Source organism: Mycobacterium sp. (assembly GCF_035499775.1).
Taxonomy (GTDB): domain Bacteria; phylum Actinomycetota; class Actinomycetes; order Mycobacteriales; family Mycobacteriaceae; genus Mycobacterium.
On sequence record NZ_DATJYB010000093.1, the window covers coordinates 25,118 to 39,751 of the forward strand.

11 protein-coding genes and 1 pseudogene are annotated in these 14,634 nt (G+C 68.4%); 6 read left to right on the top strand and 6 right to left on the bottom strand.

Annotated features, from left to right (window positions below; all coding sequences use genetic code 11):
• The 4 genes from VML93_RS05885 to VML93_RS05900 form a co-directional block, all read right to left on the bottom strand.
• Positions 1–1,152 (bottom strand): glutamate--cysteine ligase, encoded by a 1,152-nt coding sequence (locus VML93_RS05885; RefSeq protein ID WP_414686289.1) that lies wholly within the window; start codon positions 1,150–1,152, stop codon positions 1–3.
• A complete protein-coding gene (gene sodC, locus VML93_RS05890) occupies positions 1,133–1,819 on the bottom strand; it encodes a superoxide dismutase[Cu-Zn] (RefSeq protein WP_325608613.1) in 687 nt (228 codons plus the stop codon). Before sodC ends, VML93_RS05885 begins: the two co-directional genes overlap by 20 nt.
• Before the next feature lie 83 nt (positions 1,820–1,902).
• Entirely contained in the window at positions 1,903–2,394 is a 492-nt protein-coding gene (locus tag VML93_RS05895) for a LytR C-terminal domain-containing protein (RefSeq protein ID WP_325608615.1), read from the bottom strand.
• A gap of 63 nt (positions 2,395–2,457) precedes the next feature.
• The gene (locus VML93_RS05900; RefSeq protein ID WP_325608617.1) at positions 2,458–2,766 is read right to left on the bottom strand and encodes a DUF3263 domain-containing protein; all 309 of its coding nucleotides are present in this window, start codon (positions 2,764–2,766) and stop codon (positions 2,458–2,460) included.
• Between the two features lie 183 nt (positions 2,767–2,949).
• Here VML93_RS05900 and VML93_RS05905 point away from each other — a divergent pair, with 183 nt between their 5' ends.
• The 5 genes and pseudogenes from VML93_RS05905 to VML93_RS05925 form a co-directional block, all read left to right on the top strand.
• Positions 2,950–3,543, top strand: coding sequence for a peptide deformylase (locus tag VML93_RS05905; RefSeq protein ID WP_325608619.1), 594 nt, complete (start codon positions 2,950–2,952; stop codon positions 3,541–3,543).
• On the top strand, positions 3,543–4,370 hold the full coding sequence (locus VML93_RS05910) for a GNAT family N-acetyltransferase, cg3035/Rv0428c family (protein ID WP_325608621.1): 828 nt from the start codon (positions 3,543–3,545) through the stop codon (positions 4,368–4,370). Before VML93_RS05905 ends, VML93_RS05910 begins: the two co-directional genes overlap by 1 nt.
• 41 nt (positions 4,371–4,411) lie before the next feature.
• Positions 4,412–5,236, top strand: a complete 825-nt coding sequence (locus tag VML93_RS05915; protein ID WP_325608673.1) for an exodeoxyribonuclease III — start codon at positions 4,412–4,414, stop codon at positions 5,234–5,236.
• 199 nt (positions 5,237–5,435) lie between these two features.
• Positions 5,436–5,888, top strand: coding sequence for a hypothetical protein (locus VML93_RS05920; RefSeq protein WP_325608623.1), 453 nt, complete (start codon positions 5,436–5,438; stop codon positions 5,886–5,888).
• Between the two features lie 2,058 nt (positions 5,889–7,946).
• Positions 7,947–10,178 (top strand): annotated as a pseudogene (locus VML93_RS05925) (cation-translocating P-type ATPase); the annotation flags it as partial.
• A gap of 64 nt (positions 10,179–10,242) precedes the next feature.
• Here VML93_RS05925 and VML93_RS05930 read toward each other — a convergent pair.
• Entirely contained in the window at positions 10,243–10,476 is a 234-nt protein-coding gene (locus VML93_RS05930; RefSeq protein WP_325608675.1) for an Rv1535 domain-containing protein, read from the bottom strand.
• Positions 10,477–10,539: 63 nt separating this feature from the next.
• On the opposite strand from VML93_RS05930, the gene VML93_RS05935 reads away from it, so the two are divergent.
• On the top strand, positions 10,540–10,815 hold the full coding sequence (locus tag VML93_RS05935; RefSeq protein ID WP_325608677.1) for a hypothetical protein: 276 nt from the start codon (positions 10,540–10,542) through the stop codon (positions 10,813–10,815).
• Here VML93_RS05935 and VML93_RS05940 read toward each other — a convergent pair whose 3' ends face one another.
• The gene (locus tag VML93_RS05940) at positions 10,816–14,634 is read right to left on the bottom strand and encodes a SpoIIE family protein phosphatase (protein WP_325608625.1); all 3,819 of its coding nucleotides are present in this window, start codon (positions 14,632–14,634) and stop codon (positions 10,816–10,818) included.

Here is a 14,634-nt window from a genome sequence, read left to right on the forward strand (position 1 = left end):
CTAGATCTCCAGCTCGGCGACCAGCGCGTCAACGACAGCGCGCAGGTCGCCGTCATGCTCCTCGGCCACCCGCCGCTGCCGCTGGTAGGACGCGCCGTCACGGTGGATGTCGGCGACGGCCGCCAGCTCGTCGGCGCAGTCCAGCGACTTGGCGATCGGCTCCAGCCGGTTCAGCACGTCAGCCAGATCGTCGGTCACCAGCCGCTCGTTGCTGTCGGCGTCCAAGATGATCACCGCGTCCAGACCGTAGCGGGCGGCACGCCACTTGTTCTCCTGCACATGCCAGGGCGGCATCGTCGGCAGAGTCTCGCCGGCGTCGAGCCGACGGTCCAGATCGACGATCAGGCAATGCGTCAACGCCACCAGCGCACCCAGCTCGCGCAGGTTGGACACGCCGTCGCAGATGCGCACCTCAAGGGTGCCTAGATGCGGAGACGGCCTGATGTCCCAACGGATTTCATCCATATGGTCGATGATGCCGGTCTTCTTCTGGTCGTAGACGAAACCTTCGAACTCGGCCCAGGTCTGAAAGTGGAACGGCAGGCCCGCGGTGGGCAACTGCTGGAACATCATCGCCCGATTGCTCGCGTAGCCGGTGTCTTCGCCGCCCCACCACGGCGAGGACGCCGACAGCGCCAGCAGATGCGGGTAGTAGTTGAGCAGCGACGTCATGATCGGCATGACTTTGGCCGCAGACGAGATCCCGACGTGCACGTGCACACCCCAGATCAGCATCTGGCGGCCCCACCACTGGGTGCGCTTGATCAACTCGGCGTAGCGCGGCGCGTCGGTCAGTTTCTGGCTGGACCACTGCGCGAACGGGTGGGTGCCGGCGCAGAACAGTTCCATGCCGCGATCCCGCACGATCCGCCGGGCCGGGCCCAGGGTGTCGCGCAGATCCTCCATCGCTTCGGCGGCACAGTCACAGATGCCACTCACCACTTCGACGGTGTTGCGCAGCAATTCCTTGTGCACGCGCGGGTTTTCGCCGATCTCGGCGATGACCACGGTGGCTTCGTTGCTCAGATCACGAGTCTGCGCGTCGACCAGCGCGAATTCCCATTCCACACCCACCGTCGGTCGCGGTGAGCTGGCGAAGTCGATGTGGGTTCTGCCCCTGTTGCCCGGCGCGCTAGCCGGCACCGATGACACCGCACGCCACCCGATCGCCGGCGTCACCGGTGGACATCGTGGTGTCGTCGGGACCCGTTGCCCCGCCATTGATCTGGCTGTAGCGCTTTGGCGGGATGTTGCCGAAGTTGTCGGCACCGGCATGAATGATGATGGCGGTCTTCTCGCCGGTGGTCAGGTCCGCCATGGTGAAGGCGTCAGTGGTGGTCACCAATGTCCCCGAGCCGTCTTTGCGCACTTGCAGCGAAGTCAGGTCACCGCTGCTGCCGTGTCCGGAGTGCCCCGGCCCCTGGAAGTGGCCGCCGGCGGACGTGAAGTCACCCTCGCACTTGCCCGTCTTGTGGATGTGCACCCCGTGGAACCCGGGGGTCAGCTGATTGCCGCTGGTGATGATCGTGATGGTGGCGTAGCTGTTGTTGAACTCGAACAGCGCCGTCGCGATCTCGGCGCCGTCGCGCCCTTTCAGGTGCGTGGTGATGCTCTGGCTGGCCGGCGAAGGCTCAGGGCTCGCGGGACCCGGGTGGCCGGACGAGGCCGCCGCCGCTCCAGTCCAGACGGGCGGCTCCGTACCCTTTATCGTCGACGCATGTTGCGGCGACGAGCACGCGCTGAGCAGCGCGACACAACTGGCCGCGGACACTGCGGACACGGCGGCGGCGACATTGCGGTGACCGGCGAGGAGAGGCATAGCGAGAAGCCTAGCCTGGCAGGGATGCGGGCCGAAACGTTCCGCGCGGTAGCCGGGCAATCAATTTGAGGCCGGCAAAACCGTCAGCCGGTGACCAACACGATGACGCCGGGGGGCTGGTCGGCGAGTGCGGAGATACGCCGCTCCACCGGTGCGCCCAGGTTCTTGCCCACCGCCTCAGCGGTGGCCTTCTCACCCTCACCATCGCCGTAGTAGACCGTGGTGGCTTTGACCTCCGACGGGGGCGGCTCGAGGTTAGCGGCGTCGGCCACTTTGAATCCGGCCGCCTTCAGCTGCGTCACGAGTTTCGCGGCGGCGCCCACCTTCTCCGAGATGTTGAGAACGCGTACCTCGGCCTGGGCCGCGGGGGGCTTAGCGCTGGTCGAACTAGCCGCCGGCGCCGCGGCCGCGCTGGTGCTGGTCGAAGACGCCGGTGCCGAGGAGTAATCGTCGGCGTTCCCCGAAGACCCCAGCGCCCGCAGCCCGAGCAGCAGGAAGATGACGCCGAGGAACAACAGCACCATCACCATGGCCCGTAGGGGAAGCCCTGAGGAATCGGGCACGCGCGAGTTCATCGAGTTCACTGTAGCCAGGACTGGGCCAGAACCTGTAAAAACGCCCGCTGAGACGGGCGAGTGTCAGGTCAGCTCAAAGCCGAGGCGTCGCGCTGCGCGCGCCTTTTGCCGGCTGGCGCGCAGCCGGCGCAGCCGCTTTACCAACATCGGGTCGGCGGCGAGCGCTTCGGGCCGGTCTACCAGCGCATTGAGCACCTGGTAGTAGCGCGTCGCCGACATCGAGAACAACTCTTTGATGGCCTCTTCTTTGATACCGGCGAATTTCCACCACTGGCGTTCAAAAGCCAGGATGTCGTGTTCGCGGCGGGTCAGCCCATCAGCGATTTCAGAGTCGTCCCCCGATCGATTTGCCCGCGCCATGGCGCTGTCCATATCGCTTCCCCTGGACCCTTCCGGCGAACTTCTTGCTCGATGACTTGACTCAGATACGGGCACGTTTCGGCGAATATTGAACCACGCTGGCAAGTGTTGCGCAGGAATGCAGACCGCGAGTCGCCAGACTTAGTTGCATTGGTCACATCTCGCCCAAGCCGACAAGCTCTAAGCTAGCCGACCATGGCAGTCCTTCCCATCCGCATCGTGGGAGATCCCGTCCTGCGCAATCCGACAACGCCGGTTCAGGTCGCGCCAGACGGGTCACTACCGCCAGAGGTGGTCGACTTGATCTCGACCCTGTACGACACGATGGACGCCGCCCATGGGGTCGGCCTGGCCGCCAACCAGATCGGGTACGGGCTGCGGTTGTTCGTCTACGACTGCGCCGACGATCGCGGAATGACTGCCCGCCGCCGCGGCGTAATCGTCAACCCGGTCCTGGAAACCTCCGAAATACCCGAGACCATGCCCGACCCGGGCGACGACGACGAGGGTTGCCTGTCGGTTCCCGGCGAGTCGTTCCCCACCGGTCGCGCCAAGTGGGCACGCGTCACCGGCCTGGACGCCGACGGAGGTCCGATCACGCTCGAAGGCACCGGCCTGTTCGCCCGCATGCTGCAGCACGAAACCGGGCACCTGGACGGCTTCCTGTACCTGGACCGCCTCATCGGCCGGCACGCCCGCGCCGCGAAAAGGGCCGTCAAGTCACACGGCTGGGGCGTTCCCGGACTGTCGTGGACGCCGGGTGAAGGGCCCGACCCGTTCGGTCACTGATGATCTCGTGGCCGGACCTCGGAACGCGGGTGACGGTTCGCTACCGGCGGCCCGCGGGATCGGTCCCGCCGCTGACCGATGCGGTAGGTCACCTACTGGTCGTCGACCCGGTGGTGCGGGTGCGCACGAAGTCGGGGGCCGTCGTCGAGTTCGCGCCCGCCGACGTGGTGGCGCTGCGCGTCCTGACCGACGCGCCGGTGCGCACCGCCGAGATCCGGGCGCTCGAACACGCCGCGGCCGCCGCTTGGCCCGCCGTGGAGCACACCTGGCTGCACGGCTGGCTGCTGCGCGCCGACCCCGGAGCCGATCTCACAGCCAATTCTGCTGTGCCACTGGATATTTCCGCTGACGCCGCCGCGATACCCGGGATCGTCGCCTGGTACGCCCGAAGCGGCCTGACACCGCGACTGGCCATCCCCGATCGGCTGCTGCAACCGCCCGCGGGCTTCACCCCCGAACACGAGGACCGGATGCTGGTGCGCGACGTGCGCGACGTGCGCGCAGCCTCCCTCGAGCGTCACGCCAGAGTGCAACTCGACGACGAAAGCCACGCCAGCGTGACGTTCGGCGGCCAACCGGGCGCAGCCATGGCGCGCGCCGCGGTGACCGAGGCACCGGACGGCACCCGATGGGTCGGCCTATCCGCGCTGCAGGTGGACGACGGCCGGGTGTGCGAAGAGCTGCTGGCCTGGGGCGCGAGCCAGGGCGCGACCCGCGCCTACGTGGCTGTGGCGGGCGCGACTGGATTCGCCGAGTCGCTGGGCTTCCGGCTGCACCATCGCCGCCGCTATCTCGTGGCCCAGTCAGGTGCCTGGGATACCGTCTAGCCATGCCCGACGGCCCGGTTGACGGCGGCGACGGTAGGCGGCTGCGGATCGCCACCTGGAATGTGAATTCGATTCGCACCCGCCTGGATCGCGTCGTCGATTGGCTGGCCCGCGCCGAGGTCGACGTGCTGGCCATGCAGGAGACCAAGTGTGCCGACAGCCAATTCCCCACCCTGCCGTTGTTCGAACTCGGATATGAGGTCGCCCACGTCGGCTTCAATCAGTGGAACGGCGTGGCGATCGCCTCCCGGGTCGGCCTCGACGACGTACAGATCGGCTTCGACGGCCAGCCCACCTGGAGCAGCAAGCCCGACGTGGCTGCCAGCGCGGAAGCCCGCGCGCTCGGCGCCACCTGCGGCGGCGTGCGGGTGTGGAGTCTCTACGTGCCCAACGGCCGCACCCTGGACGACCCGCACTACATCTACAAGCTGAATTGGCTTGCTGCGCTGCGTGATACGGCCGAAGGTTGGCTGCGCGACGATCCCGGTGCTCCGATCGCGCTGGTCGGTGACTGGAATATCGCCCCGACCGACGAAGACGTCTGGAGCACCGAATTCTACGCCGGCTCAACGCATGTCTCCGAGCCGGAGCGCAACGCGTTCAATGCCATCGTCGACGCCCAATTCACCGATGTGGTAAGGCCTTTCACGCCGGGGCCCGGCGTCTACACCTATTGGGATTACACCCAGCTGCGGTTCCCGAAGCGGCAGGGCATGCGAATCGACTTCATCCTCGCCTCGCCGGCGTTGGCCGGACGGGTGGCCGACGCGCAGATCGTCCGCGAGGAACGCAAAGGCAAGGCGCCCAGTGACCATGCCCCGGTGCTGGTCGACGTGCACACCGACGGAGGCTCAATCCCGGCGTAGGCTGGTCCGAGTGACATGAATTCCAGACGCCTGCGCGTTGTCTACATGTTTACAACGTGGCAGGCTTAACGCAGCGGGCTCTTGGATGAAAGCTGCAGTTAACAATTTCGTAGATCCTGTTACCTGTGCGATCAACCATTAGATGCAGGCGTAGCCAACAAGATTTGCAGCAAGAGACATTAACGGCCAGGGAGTCATCATGGGTGTCGTCGGCGGAGCGGTTCGTGGCGTGGGTCGAACAGTGAGTCGTGCCGCGACGGCGACTACGGCGACCGCCGGCGCTGTCGGCGGCGCCGCGGTCAACGGAGTTGTCGGAGGCGTCAAAGGAGCTGCTGAGGGCATACAGCAGGGAATCGGCAAGGGCAGCAAGTCGACGGCCGCCGCCGCGGTGGCGATGGGTGCGCTTGGTGTCACCGGCTTGATCGACTGGCCGATTGTGCTGGCCGTCGGCGGCGGTGCCCTGGTGTTGAGCAGGATGGCAAAGAAGCCCGAGGCGCCAGCCCCGCCGGCGAAGGCGAAGCTGACGACGGTACCCACCAAGCCGGAACCCGAAGAAGCCGCTCCGGCAAAGGCCACACCAGCGCGTAAGGCGGCGGCCAAGAAGGCCGCGGGCCGCCGCGCGGGCTCGGCTGAGTTGCGCAGTACCAACTAGCCGATCCCCGGAATATCACTGAGTAACCCCTTGAGCATTGCCAAATCCATACAGCGTTTGCCGTTGCGCGCCCTCACGGCGGGCGTCCAGGCGACCACCGCCGTCGCGGGAACCCTGGGGAACACCGCCGGCTCGGTAGTCAAGACCAGCGTCGGGATCGCCGCCATCCCACTGCGCGAAGGCGGCAAGGTGCTGTCCGGCGAACTCTCCCCCGAAACGCTCAGCCGGCACTGCTGGCGGGGCGAAAGCCGCGCGTGGATCGAGGTCCGCGGGCTTATCGACGACGGTGAACTCGGGCGGGTGGTGCTGGATGTGATCCGGGCCCAGCCGGGCGTCACGTCGGCCAGCCTGAACTACCCGCTGTCGCGCGTGGTCGTGAGCCTCGACAAGCAGGGCGCCTCGCTGCGCGAGCTGTGCCGCGCGGTCGAGAAAGCCGAAAAACACCTCCGGACAGGGACAGAATTACCGTCGCCGTCGCGCAGTCTGCCGGGCGACGGCGTGGTGCTGGCGACCAGAGCGCTGACGGTGGCCTACAACGCGGCCGGCCTGGGCATCGCCCTCACCGGCCGCGCGCTGTTCTGGCCGCGTTTGCCGGTCGCGGTCGCCGCCGGCATCACGTTTTTCGACTACCAGCCCTGGCTACGCCGTCAGCTCGACCAGCGCATCGGCGGGCCCGCGACCGACACCGTGATGACGCTGGTCCAGGCGACCAGCCAGACTCTCTCCCAGTCGCCGACGTCGTTGTCGCTGGGCCTGACGATCCAGTCGTTGAAAGCCGCCGAGGTCCGCGCCGAGGCCCGGGCTTGGGAGCAGCATGAGCCGGCGCTGGCGCAACACGCCGACCAACCGCCCGCGTACCGGTCGCCGCGGCCACAGCCCTCCAGGGGCATGGAGAGCAGTGTCCGGCGTTTCGCACTCCTGCAGGCGATCAGCGCCGGGGCGCTGGGGGCCGGCACCCGCGACGTGAACATGGCCGCCGCGGCGGTGCAGGTGACCACCCCCAAGGCCAACCGCACCACCCCCGAGGCGTTCGCCACCACCCTCGGACGCGGCCTGGCCGAGCAGCACTCGGTGTTGCCGTTGCGGCCGGAGAGTCTGCGCCGGCTGAACAAGGTCGACGCCATCGTCATCGACCCCCGGATCCTGTGTACCGAGACGTTGCGGGTGGCGCGCATCCGCGGCGCCGACGACAGCGAACTGTCCGCGGCGTGGAATCGCGCCCAGCTCATGCTGGAGAAGAACAGCCTGCGCCCCGGCTGGCGGGCAGTGCGCGGGATATCGGGCAGCGAGCCGAATTCCAAAGTCGAGGCGCTCTTTCTGCCCGCGCACGATCCGCTGGCCTCGGCCGTCGTCGCCGAGGCACACCGCACCGGGGCGCAACTGATCACGGTCGACGACGACTCACTGGGCGAATTGCGACCCGCGTTCGACGAAGTCCGGCCTCTGAAAAAGCCGGTGAAGAGCGGGACAACCAAGTCCATCGACGACGCGCTGGCCGCCGCGGTGGCCGATCTGGCGGAGGCGGGCCGAACCGTAGCCGTGCTGTCATCGTCTGCCGCGCAAGCGATTTCGTCGGCGCACCTGGCGCTGGGCGTGCTGCCCCGAGACGGCGCCAACGCGTGCCTGGTGAATGCCGACCTGCTCTTGCCGGATCTGACGGCCGCCTGGCGGGTGCTGCACGCCCTGCCCGCGGCCAAGACCGCAACCGAGCGGGGCGCCGCGATAGCGGCAGGCGCAACGGCGTTGGGGTCGCTGTTTTTGATCCCGGGTGTCCGGGGCGCGCTCGGGTCCGAAACCGTGAACGTCGGCGCGGCGGCAGGCCTGTTCTCGGGGTATCTGCTCGCCCGCGGAATCCTCAACGCCGACACACCCCGCCCTGTGGAAGTACACGAATGGCACGCGATGTCGGTCGAGCAGGCCCGTAAGACGTTGCCCGCGCCCGACGGCCGGGTGGTGCCTTACCGTCGGGCGGCACCACCGTCCGAATCACCCGTGCAGGCGGTGTGGCAACTCGTCAAGGCTGTCCGAGCCGAATTGTCCGACCCGCTGACCCCGGTGATGGCGCTCGGCTCGGCGGCCAGCGCGATACTCGGCTCACCCGTCGACGCGGTGCTGGTCGGTTCGGTGCTGACCGGAAACTCGATACTGGCCGCCGCTCAACGGCTTCGCGCCGAGAAGCGGTTGCACCATTTACTTGCGCTGCAGATTCCGCCCGCCCGCAAGGTAGTCACCGGCGCCGACGGCGAGCGGACATATATCGAGGTCGACGCCGCACAACTGCGGCCCGGCGATGTCATCGAGGTGCGCACCCACGAGGTGGTTCCCGCCGACGCCCGGATCACCGAGGAAGTCGACGTCGAGGTGGACGAGTCGACGCTGACCGGCGAGTCGCTGTCGGTGGAGAAGCAGGTCGAGGCCACGCCCGGCGCCCCGCTCGCCGAGCGCCGCTGCATGCTGTTCGCCGGGACGACGGTGGTGGCCGGTACCGCCGTCGCACTGGTGACCGCGGTCGGCGCCGACACCCAGCAGCGGCGCGCCGCCGATCTGATATCCGGCGAGCTGTCTTCCGACATCGGCCTGCAACATCAGCTCGGCCAGCTCACCAATCAGGCACTTCCGGTCAGCATCAGCGGCGGTGCGCTGGTCGGCGCCCTCGGGCTGTTGCGCCGCACCCCGCTGCGTGACGCGGTCTCCAGCGCCATCGCCATCGCGGTCGCCGCGGTCCCCGAAGGGATGCCGCTGGTGGCGACGCTGGCGCAAGCGGCGTCGGCCCGGCGTTTGACGAAATTCGGCGCACTGGTTCGTGTTCCGCGTTCGGTGGAGGCGCTGGGCCGCATCGAGGTGGTCTGCTTCGACAAGACCGGAACGCTCAGCGAGAACCGGCTGCGGGTGTCCCAGGTCCACCCCGCGGCGGGTTACTTGGACGAGCGGGTATTGCACTGCGCGGCGCACGCCGCGCCGGTAACCCACGGCGGCCCGCAGGTGCACGCGACCGACGTCGCCATCGTCGAGGCCGCCGAGGCTAGGGTTTTCGGGGGGGCCGCGCCCGCCAGCGGTAACGGCTCGGGTCCCACCGCGCACCTGCCGTTCCGTTCCGGCAGGTCGTTCTCGGCCTCGGCGACCGGAACCGACCTGACCGTCAAAGGCGCACCCGAAGTGGTGCTGGCCGCCTGTGGTGAACTCGCGTTGCTGAACGGCACCGTCGCCGAAATGGCCGCCGCCGGCTTGCGGGTCATCGCGGTGGCGCAGCGCCGGCTGACGTCGAAACAGGCTCAGGCGATCAAGGACAACCCCGATGACATCGCCGAATACTGCAAAGACGGGTTGACCCTGGCCGGATTCCTCGGGTTGTCCGACACCCCGCGCCCGGAATCGGCCGGCCTGATCGCGAGTCTGCGCGACCAAGGGGTGGGCATCAAGCTGATCACCGGCGACCACCCGATCACCGCGAAGGCGATTGCCGAGGAGCTGGGCCTGCCGGTGACGGCCGAGCAGGTCATCACCGGTGCCGAGTGGGAATCGCTGTCACGCAAGGACCAGGAGCGCGTTGTCACCGAGCGGGTGATCTTCGCCCGCATGACGCCGGAAAACAAGGTCCAGGTCGTCCAGACGCTGGAGAGCGCCGGGGTGCGGACAGCGATGGTCGGTGACGGCGCCAACGACGCCGCGGCAATCAGGGCCGCCACGGTCGGTATCGGTGTGGTCGCGCACGGCAGCGACCCGGCCCACCTGGTGGCCGACGTGGTGCTGGTCGACGGCCGCATCGACGCGCTCCTGGAGGCCATCGAAGAAGGGCGCCAGCTCTGGCGGCGGGTGCAGGCGGCCGTATCGGTGCTGCTCGGCGGTAACGCCGGTGAGGTGGCCTTCGCCGTCATCGGCAGCGCGATCACCGGTACTTCGCCGCTGAACACCCGGCAGCTATTGCTGGTCAACACGATCACCGACGCGCTGCCGGCCGCGGCCCTCGCGGTCAGCAAACCGCGCGGCACCGTGGACCCCAGCCTGCGCGGCGCCGATCAGGCCGCGCTGTGGAACGCCGTCGCCATCCGCGGCGTCACGACGGCGGCGGCCGCCACCGCGGCGTGGGCGGTCGCGGGCCTGACCGGACCGCCGATTCCGGGACGCGCGTCTACCGCGGCGCTGGTCGCACTGATCGGGGCCGAATTGGGCCAGACGCTGCTGGAGTCGCAGGCCCCGATGGTGGTGCTCACCGCGCTGGGCTCGCTCGGCTTGGTGGGCGTCTTGATCAGCACTCCGGGGGTCAGTCAGCTGATCGGCTGCACACCACTCGACCCGATCGGATGGGCCGAGAGCCTGGCAGCCGCGGCGGTTGCGACCGTCGCGGTGGCCGGCCTCAGCCGTGTCGTCGATCGGGTGCTGCCGCAGAGCCCGCCGCCGCGGCAGCTGGTTGCCGCTCCGACGCCCGACGAGCCCGATGACCCCGATGACCCCGAGCAGCCGGATCCTTCTCCACAATCTCCACGACGCCCGCGCGCCACAGGAGCGCATAAAGTTCCAGTAACGGGGCACGCAGGATCGAGGCGATCGGCGAAATCAGTGGATCGGCCAGTCGGTCGTTGGTCGACATAGTTTCGACGGTGACCGTGCGATCCGGCTCGTCGGCAAACCGTTCCTTACCGAAAGGCAAATGATGGCGGAAAAGAAGGCTCGCCGGGCGGCAACCCAGAGCGAGGCCGTGCAGCAGATCCGCGAAGGCGAGACCTTCGCAGTGAACCTGCCGATTCTCGGCCAGGTGGAGATACCGCGGCCCGAGCAACTGGCCTACTACGGCGGTCTGGCGGCTCTGGCCGCGTTCGAGCTCATCGACTGGCCGGTCGCGCTGGTGATCGCGGCCGGACACCTGTTGGCGGCCAACCACCACAACCGGCTCCTCGAGGAGCTCGGCGAAGCGATGGAAGAGGCCTGATCAGACCGCGACCGCGCGCTCGAACTGCATGGTGACTCGGGTGCCCTCGGAACTCCGCACGGTGTCGACCGCGTCGGCGAGCCGGCTGATCAGGGTGAGGCCCCGCCCACGCCGCTGACTGCGCAGACTGGCCGAGGAATCGCCCACCCAGCGGCCCGAGTCACTGACCGTCACGACGATCTTGTCCCCGTGCACGAAGGCCTCGACGGACACGGTCTTGCGGGCGTCGCAGTGACTGCCGTGCTCGACCGCGTTGGTCACCGCTTCACTGGTGGCCAACAGGATGTCGTCCTGACGTTCGGGTTCGACCGCGATGCGCGTCAACCAGTGCTGCATTGCAGCACGGAGCGTGGGGACCTCCGCGGGCACCGCCGGCAGCACGATGACGAAGCTGCGCGGCCCGGCGTGGCTGGGGCGCAGGGCAAGCACCACGACGTCGTCGCGGTAGCCGCCGGGCGGCCTCATCCGATCCAGTAGCTCGTCGCACACGGTCTCGACCGGCAGGTCGGCGCAGCCTGCGGCGACGGCCTTCAGATTCGCGAATCCTTCGTCGAGTGTCTCGCCGGGCCGTTCGATCAGTCCGTCGGTATACAACAGGATCAAACTGCCCGGTGGCACGTCGGCGTGCGCGCCGACGCCGGCCGGGTGGCTTCCCGGCGTGGCCAACGGTGGACACCGCCCGGCCTCGAGGAATATCGGATCACGATCAGGCGAGACCAGCAGCGGGTAGGGGTGCCCCGCGCAGATGTAGCTGATCACTGTGCCCCTCGGGTCTGTCGCGTCGATCAGTGCGTAGGCCACCGTCGCGCAACGCGCGCCCGCGACGGTGGCCGCATAGGTGTCCAGCGCCCGCAGCACGGCCCCCGGCTCGGCGCTGGTCAGCGCGGAGGCGGCCACTGCGGCGCGCAGCCTGCTCATCACGATCGCGGCAGGCAGGCCGTGTCCGACGACGTCGCCGACGGATATCCCGATCGTGCTGGGCCGGTCCAGCGGCGTCACCGAATACCAGTCGCCGCCGACCCGCATGGCCTCACCCGCCGGCTGATACACCGCAGCCACCACCGCGGCGGTCGACCTGCTATCCAGGTCCAGCAGATGCTCCTGGAAGTCCACGGCGATGCGATGCTCGCGCGCCATGACACGGACCCGGTCCAGGGCCGACTGAGTCAGCTCGGCCGTGCGGGCGAACCCGTCGAGTTCGGCCGCCTCGAACTGGCGGGGGTTGGCCCACAGCAGGGTGAGCACGCCGATGATGCGCCCCACCCCACCGCGTAACGGCTGGGCGACGCAGGCGCGAACGCTGGCCGCGGTGTCCCGCACGGCGTGCTGGTAGCGCGGCGGAAGGCTGAACGTGTCGGAGATGACCATCGGCTCACCCCGGCCGATGACGTCGACCCCCACCAGGGGGCTGTCCAGCCTGGCCACGTGGTACCGGTCGCGCAGTTCCGCGGGAACCGCGCCGGCGTATTCGAACCGGACGTTGTCTTCACCGTCCAGGACACCGATCGCCACCGCGTCGGCGTCGCTGGAACCGACTGGCGAGTCGAGCACGGCGGCCAGGATTCCGGCGACCGAGTCGGTGGCCTGTAACGCGGCGTCGAGGTGCACAAAACCGGACACCAGCTGTTGTCGGGTGCGCTCGCGGGCGGTGGCCGATAGCCGCGCCGCCACCCGGTCGACCAGCTCCTGGGAGCGGAACGGCTTGGGCAGGTAGTCGTCGGCACCGTGGGCGAAGCCTTCACTGACGGCCTCGACACCGGCCCGCGCGGACAGCATCAGGATCGGGGTGGCCGCCAATGCCGGGTCGGCGCGCACGGCCGCGACGAATTCGAACCCGTCCAGGCCCGGCATCATGACGTCGGTCACGATCAGGTCGGGTTGCAGGTTGCGGGTCGCGTTCAAGGCCGACACGCCGTCGCCGACCAAAGCGGTATCCCAGTGCGCCGAGAGCACCCGGTCCAGATGGACCCGCATGTCGGCGTTGTCGTCGGCGATCAGCACCAACCGGCGTGGCCGGCCGGTCGCGTCCGTCGTACCTTGCGGGGTCTGCGGTGTGGGAGCCAGCCACTGACTTGCCTCGGCGACGTACGGATTCGTCTCGTCCAGCAGCCCGGCCGGCGATTGGTCGATCGCCGTGCCTTCAACCGATCGGGCCGCTCGGGGCAGCAGGATGGTCACGGTCGTTCCGACATCCGGTTCGCTGTCGATCTGCACCGTTCCGCGTTGCAGCTCGACCAGGCCGCGTACCAGTGCCAGCCCGATGCCGGTGCCTTCCACGCTGCGGCCGTGCGTGTTGTCGGCCCGGTAAAAGCGCTCGAAGAGCCGGCTGATGTCCTGCTCGGTGATCCCGACGCCGGTGTCCCGCACGGCAACCCGGCAGTGCGCCGCCTCACTGCGCACTTCGACCGAAATCGAGCCTGCCAATGTGTATTTGACCGCATTGGAGAGCAGGTTGAGAACGATCGTTTCCCACATGCCCGGGTCGATGTCGGCCAGCGCCGGATCGCAGTGCACCGCCAGATCCAGTCCGGCCCGCGCGCACAGCTCGGTGAACGACGACGCGATGTGGGCGGTAAGGGCGCCGACGTCGATGCACACCAACCTCGCGTTGGCCCGGCCGGCTTCGATGCGGGAGAAGTCCAGCAACGAATCGACCAGGCGCTGCAGCCGCCGGGCGTTGCGTCCTGCCGTGCTCAGCCGATCGACCAGCAGGGCGTCCGGCCCGGCGTCGGTCAGCGCATCGTCGAGCGGCCCGATCAGCAGCGTCAGCGGGGTGCGGAACTCGTGGCTGACGTTGGTCAGGAACGTCGTCTTGGCGCGGTCCAGTTCGGAGAGCGCTTCGGCTCGTTGCCGTTGCTGCTCGTAGGAGACGGCCGACGCCAATGCCGAGGACAGCTGGTCGGCGAGCAATTGGCAGAACCCGCGGTAGAGCGCGTCCAGCGGGAGACGCGGGCTGATCCCCACTACCAGCGCCCCGGCGGTCGGGCCCTCGCCAAACGACAGCACCAGCGCCTGCTCCGGGCAATTCGTCCGCAGCGCCTGGCGAATGCCGGGGATCACCGACCCGACGTTCTCGATCGTCACCGACGCCCGTGACTCCGGTTGCAGCTCTGCGTGGGTCAGTTCTGCCAGCGTCTGCGGCAGCAGGCGCAGTACCGTCGGCGTCGCCCCGCGCAGGCCGGTCTCGCCGACATACGCGGCGACGAAAGGTAGATCGGCGGGCTGGTCGGTGCACACCGCGATTGCGGTGGCCACTGCATCGTCGATCGTGCGGGTCTCCATGACGGCCGCCGCCACGGTGTTGAGCAAGTGCAGACGACGCTGGCTCAGCACCCGTTCGGTGGTTTCGCTGACCGTGGCCATCACCCCGTAGACCACTGCTCTGTCACTCATCAGCGGGCTGTAGCTGAAGGTGAAGTACCGTTCGCCCCGCCGGCCGGCGGTGATCACCGGCAAGAGCAGGTCGTCCACCCAGACGGCCTTGCCGGTGGCGACGACACTTTCGATCATCGGGCCGATCGAGTCCCAGACGTCCCACCACACCCGCTCGCTGGGCTGACCCAGCGCGTCTGGGTGTCTGTTGCCCAGGATCGGAATGTAGGCGTCGTTATAGACCATGAAGTGGTCGCGCGGGCCTAACCAAAGGAGGTACGGGAACCGCGAGGTCAGCGTCGTCGCGACGATCGTCCGCATCTCGGCCGGCCAGTCTTGCGGCAGGCCCAGCGGATGAGCGGCCCAGTCGAACTCCGCGAACCGGCGGCCCATCTCCCCGCCCAACGCGGCCGCAGCCGCAAGGTCAGCCGGCAGAGCACCGCCCAT

Coding starts and splice junctions, on each gene's coding strand:
- VML93_RS05935 (WP_325608677.1), top strand. CDS start 10,540: ATGGCGGAAAAGAAGGCTCGCCGGGCGGCAACCCAGAGCGAGGCCGTG.
- VML93_RS05895 (WP_325608615.1), bottom strand. CDS start 2,394: ATGAACTCGCGCGTGCCCGATTCCTCAGGGCTTCCCCTACGGGCCATG.
- VML93_RS05905 (WP_325608619.1), top strand. CDS start 2,950: ATGGCAGTCCTTCCCATCCGCATCGTGGGAGATCCCGTCCTGCGCAAT.
- VML93_RS05920 (WP_325608623.1), top strand. CDS start 5,436: ATGGGTGTCGTCGGCGGAGCGGTTCGTGGCGTGGGTCGAACAGTGAGT.
- VML93_RS05940 (WP_325608625.1), bottom strand. CDS start 14,634: ATGGGCGGTGCTCTGCCGGCTGACCTTGCGGCTGCGGCCGCGTTGGGC.
- VML93_RS05910 (WP_325608621.1), top strand. CDS start 3,543: ATGATCTCGTGGCCGGACCTCGGAACGCGGGTGACGGTTCGCTACCGG.
- VML93_RS05930 (WP_325608675.1), bottom strand. CDS start 10,476: ATGTCGACCAACGACCGACTGGCCGATCCACTGATTTCGCCGATCGCC.
- sodC (WP_325608613.1), bottom strand. CDS start 1,819: ATGCCTCTCCTCGCCGGTCACCGCAATGTCGCCGCCGCCGTGTCCGCA.
- VML93_RS05900 (WP_325608617.1), bottom strand. CDS start 2,766: ATGGACAGCGCCATGGCGCGGGCAAATCGATCGGGGGACGACTCTGAA.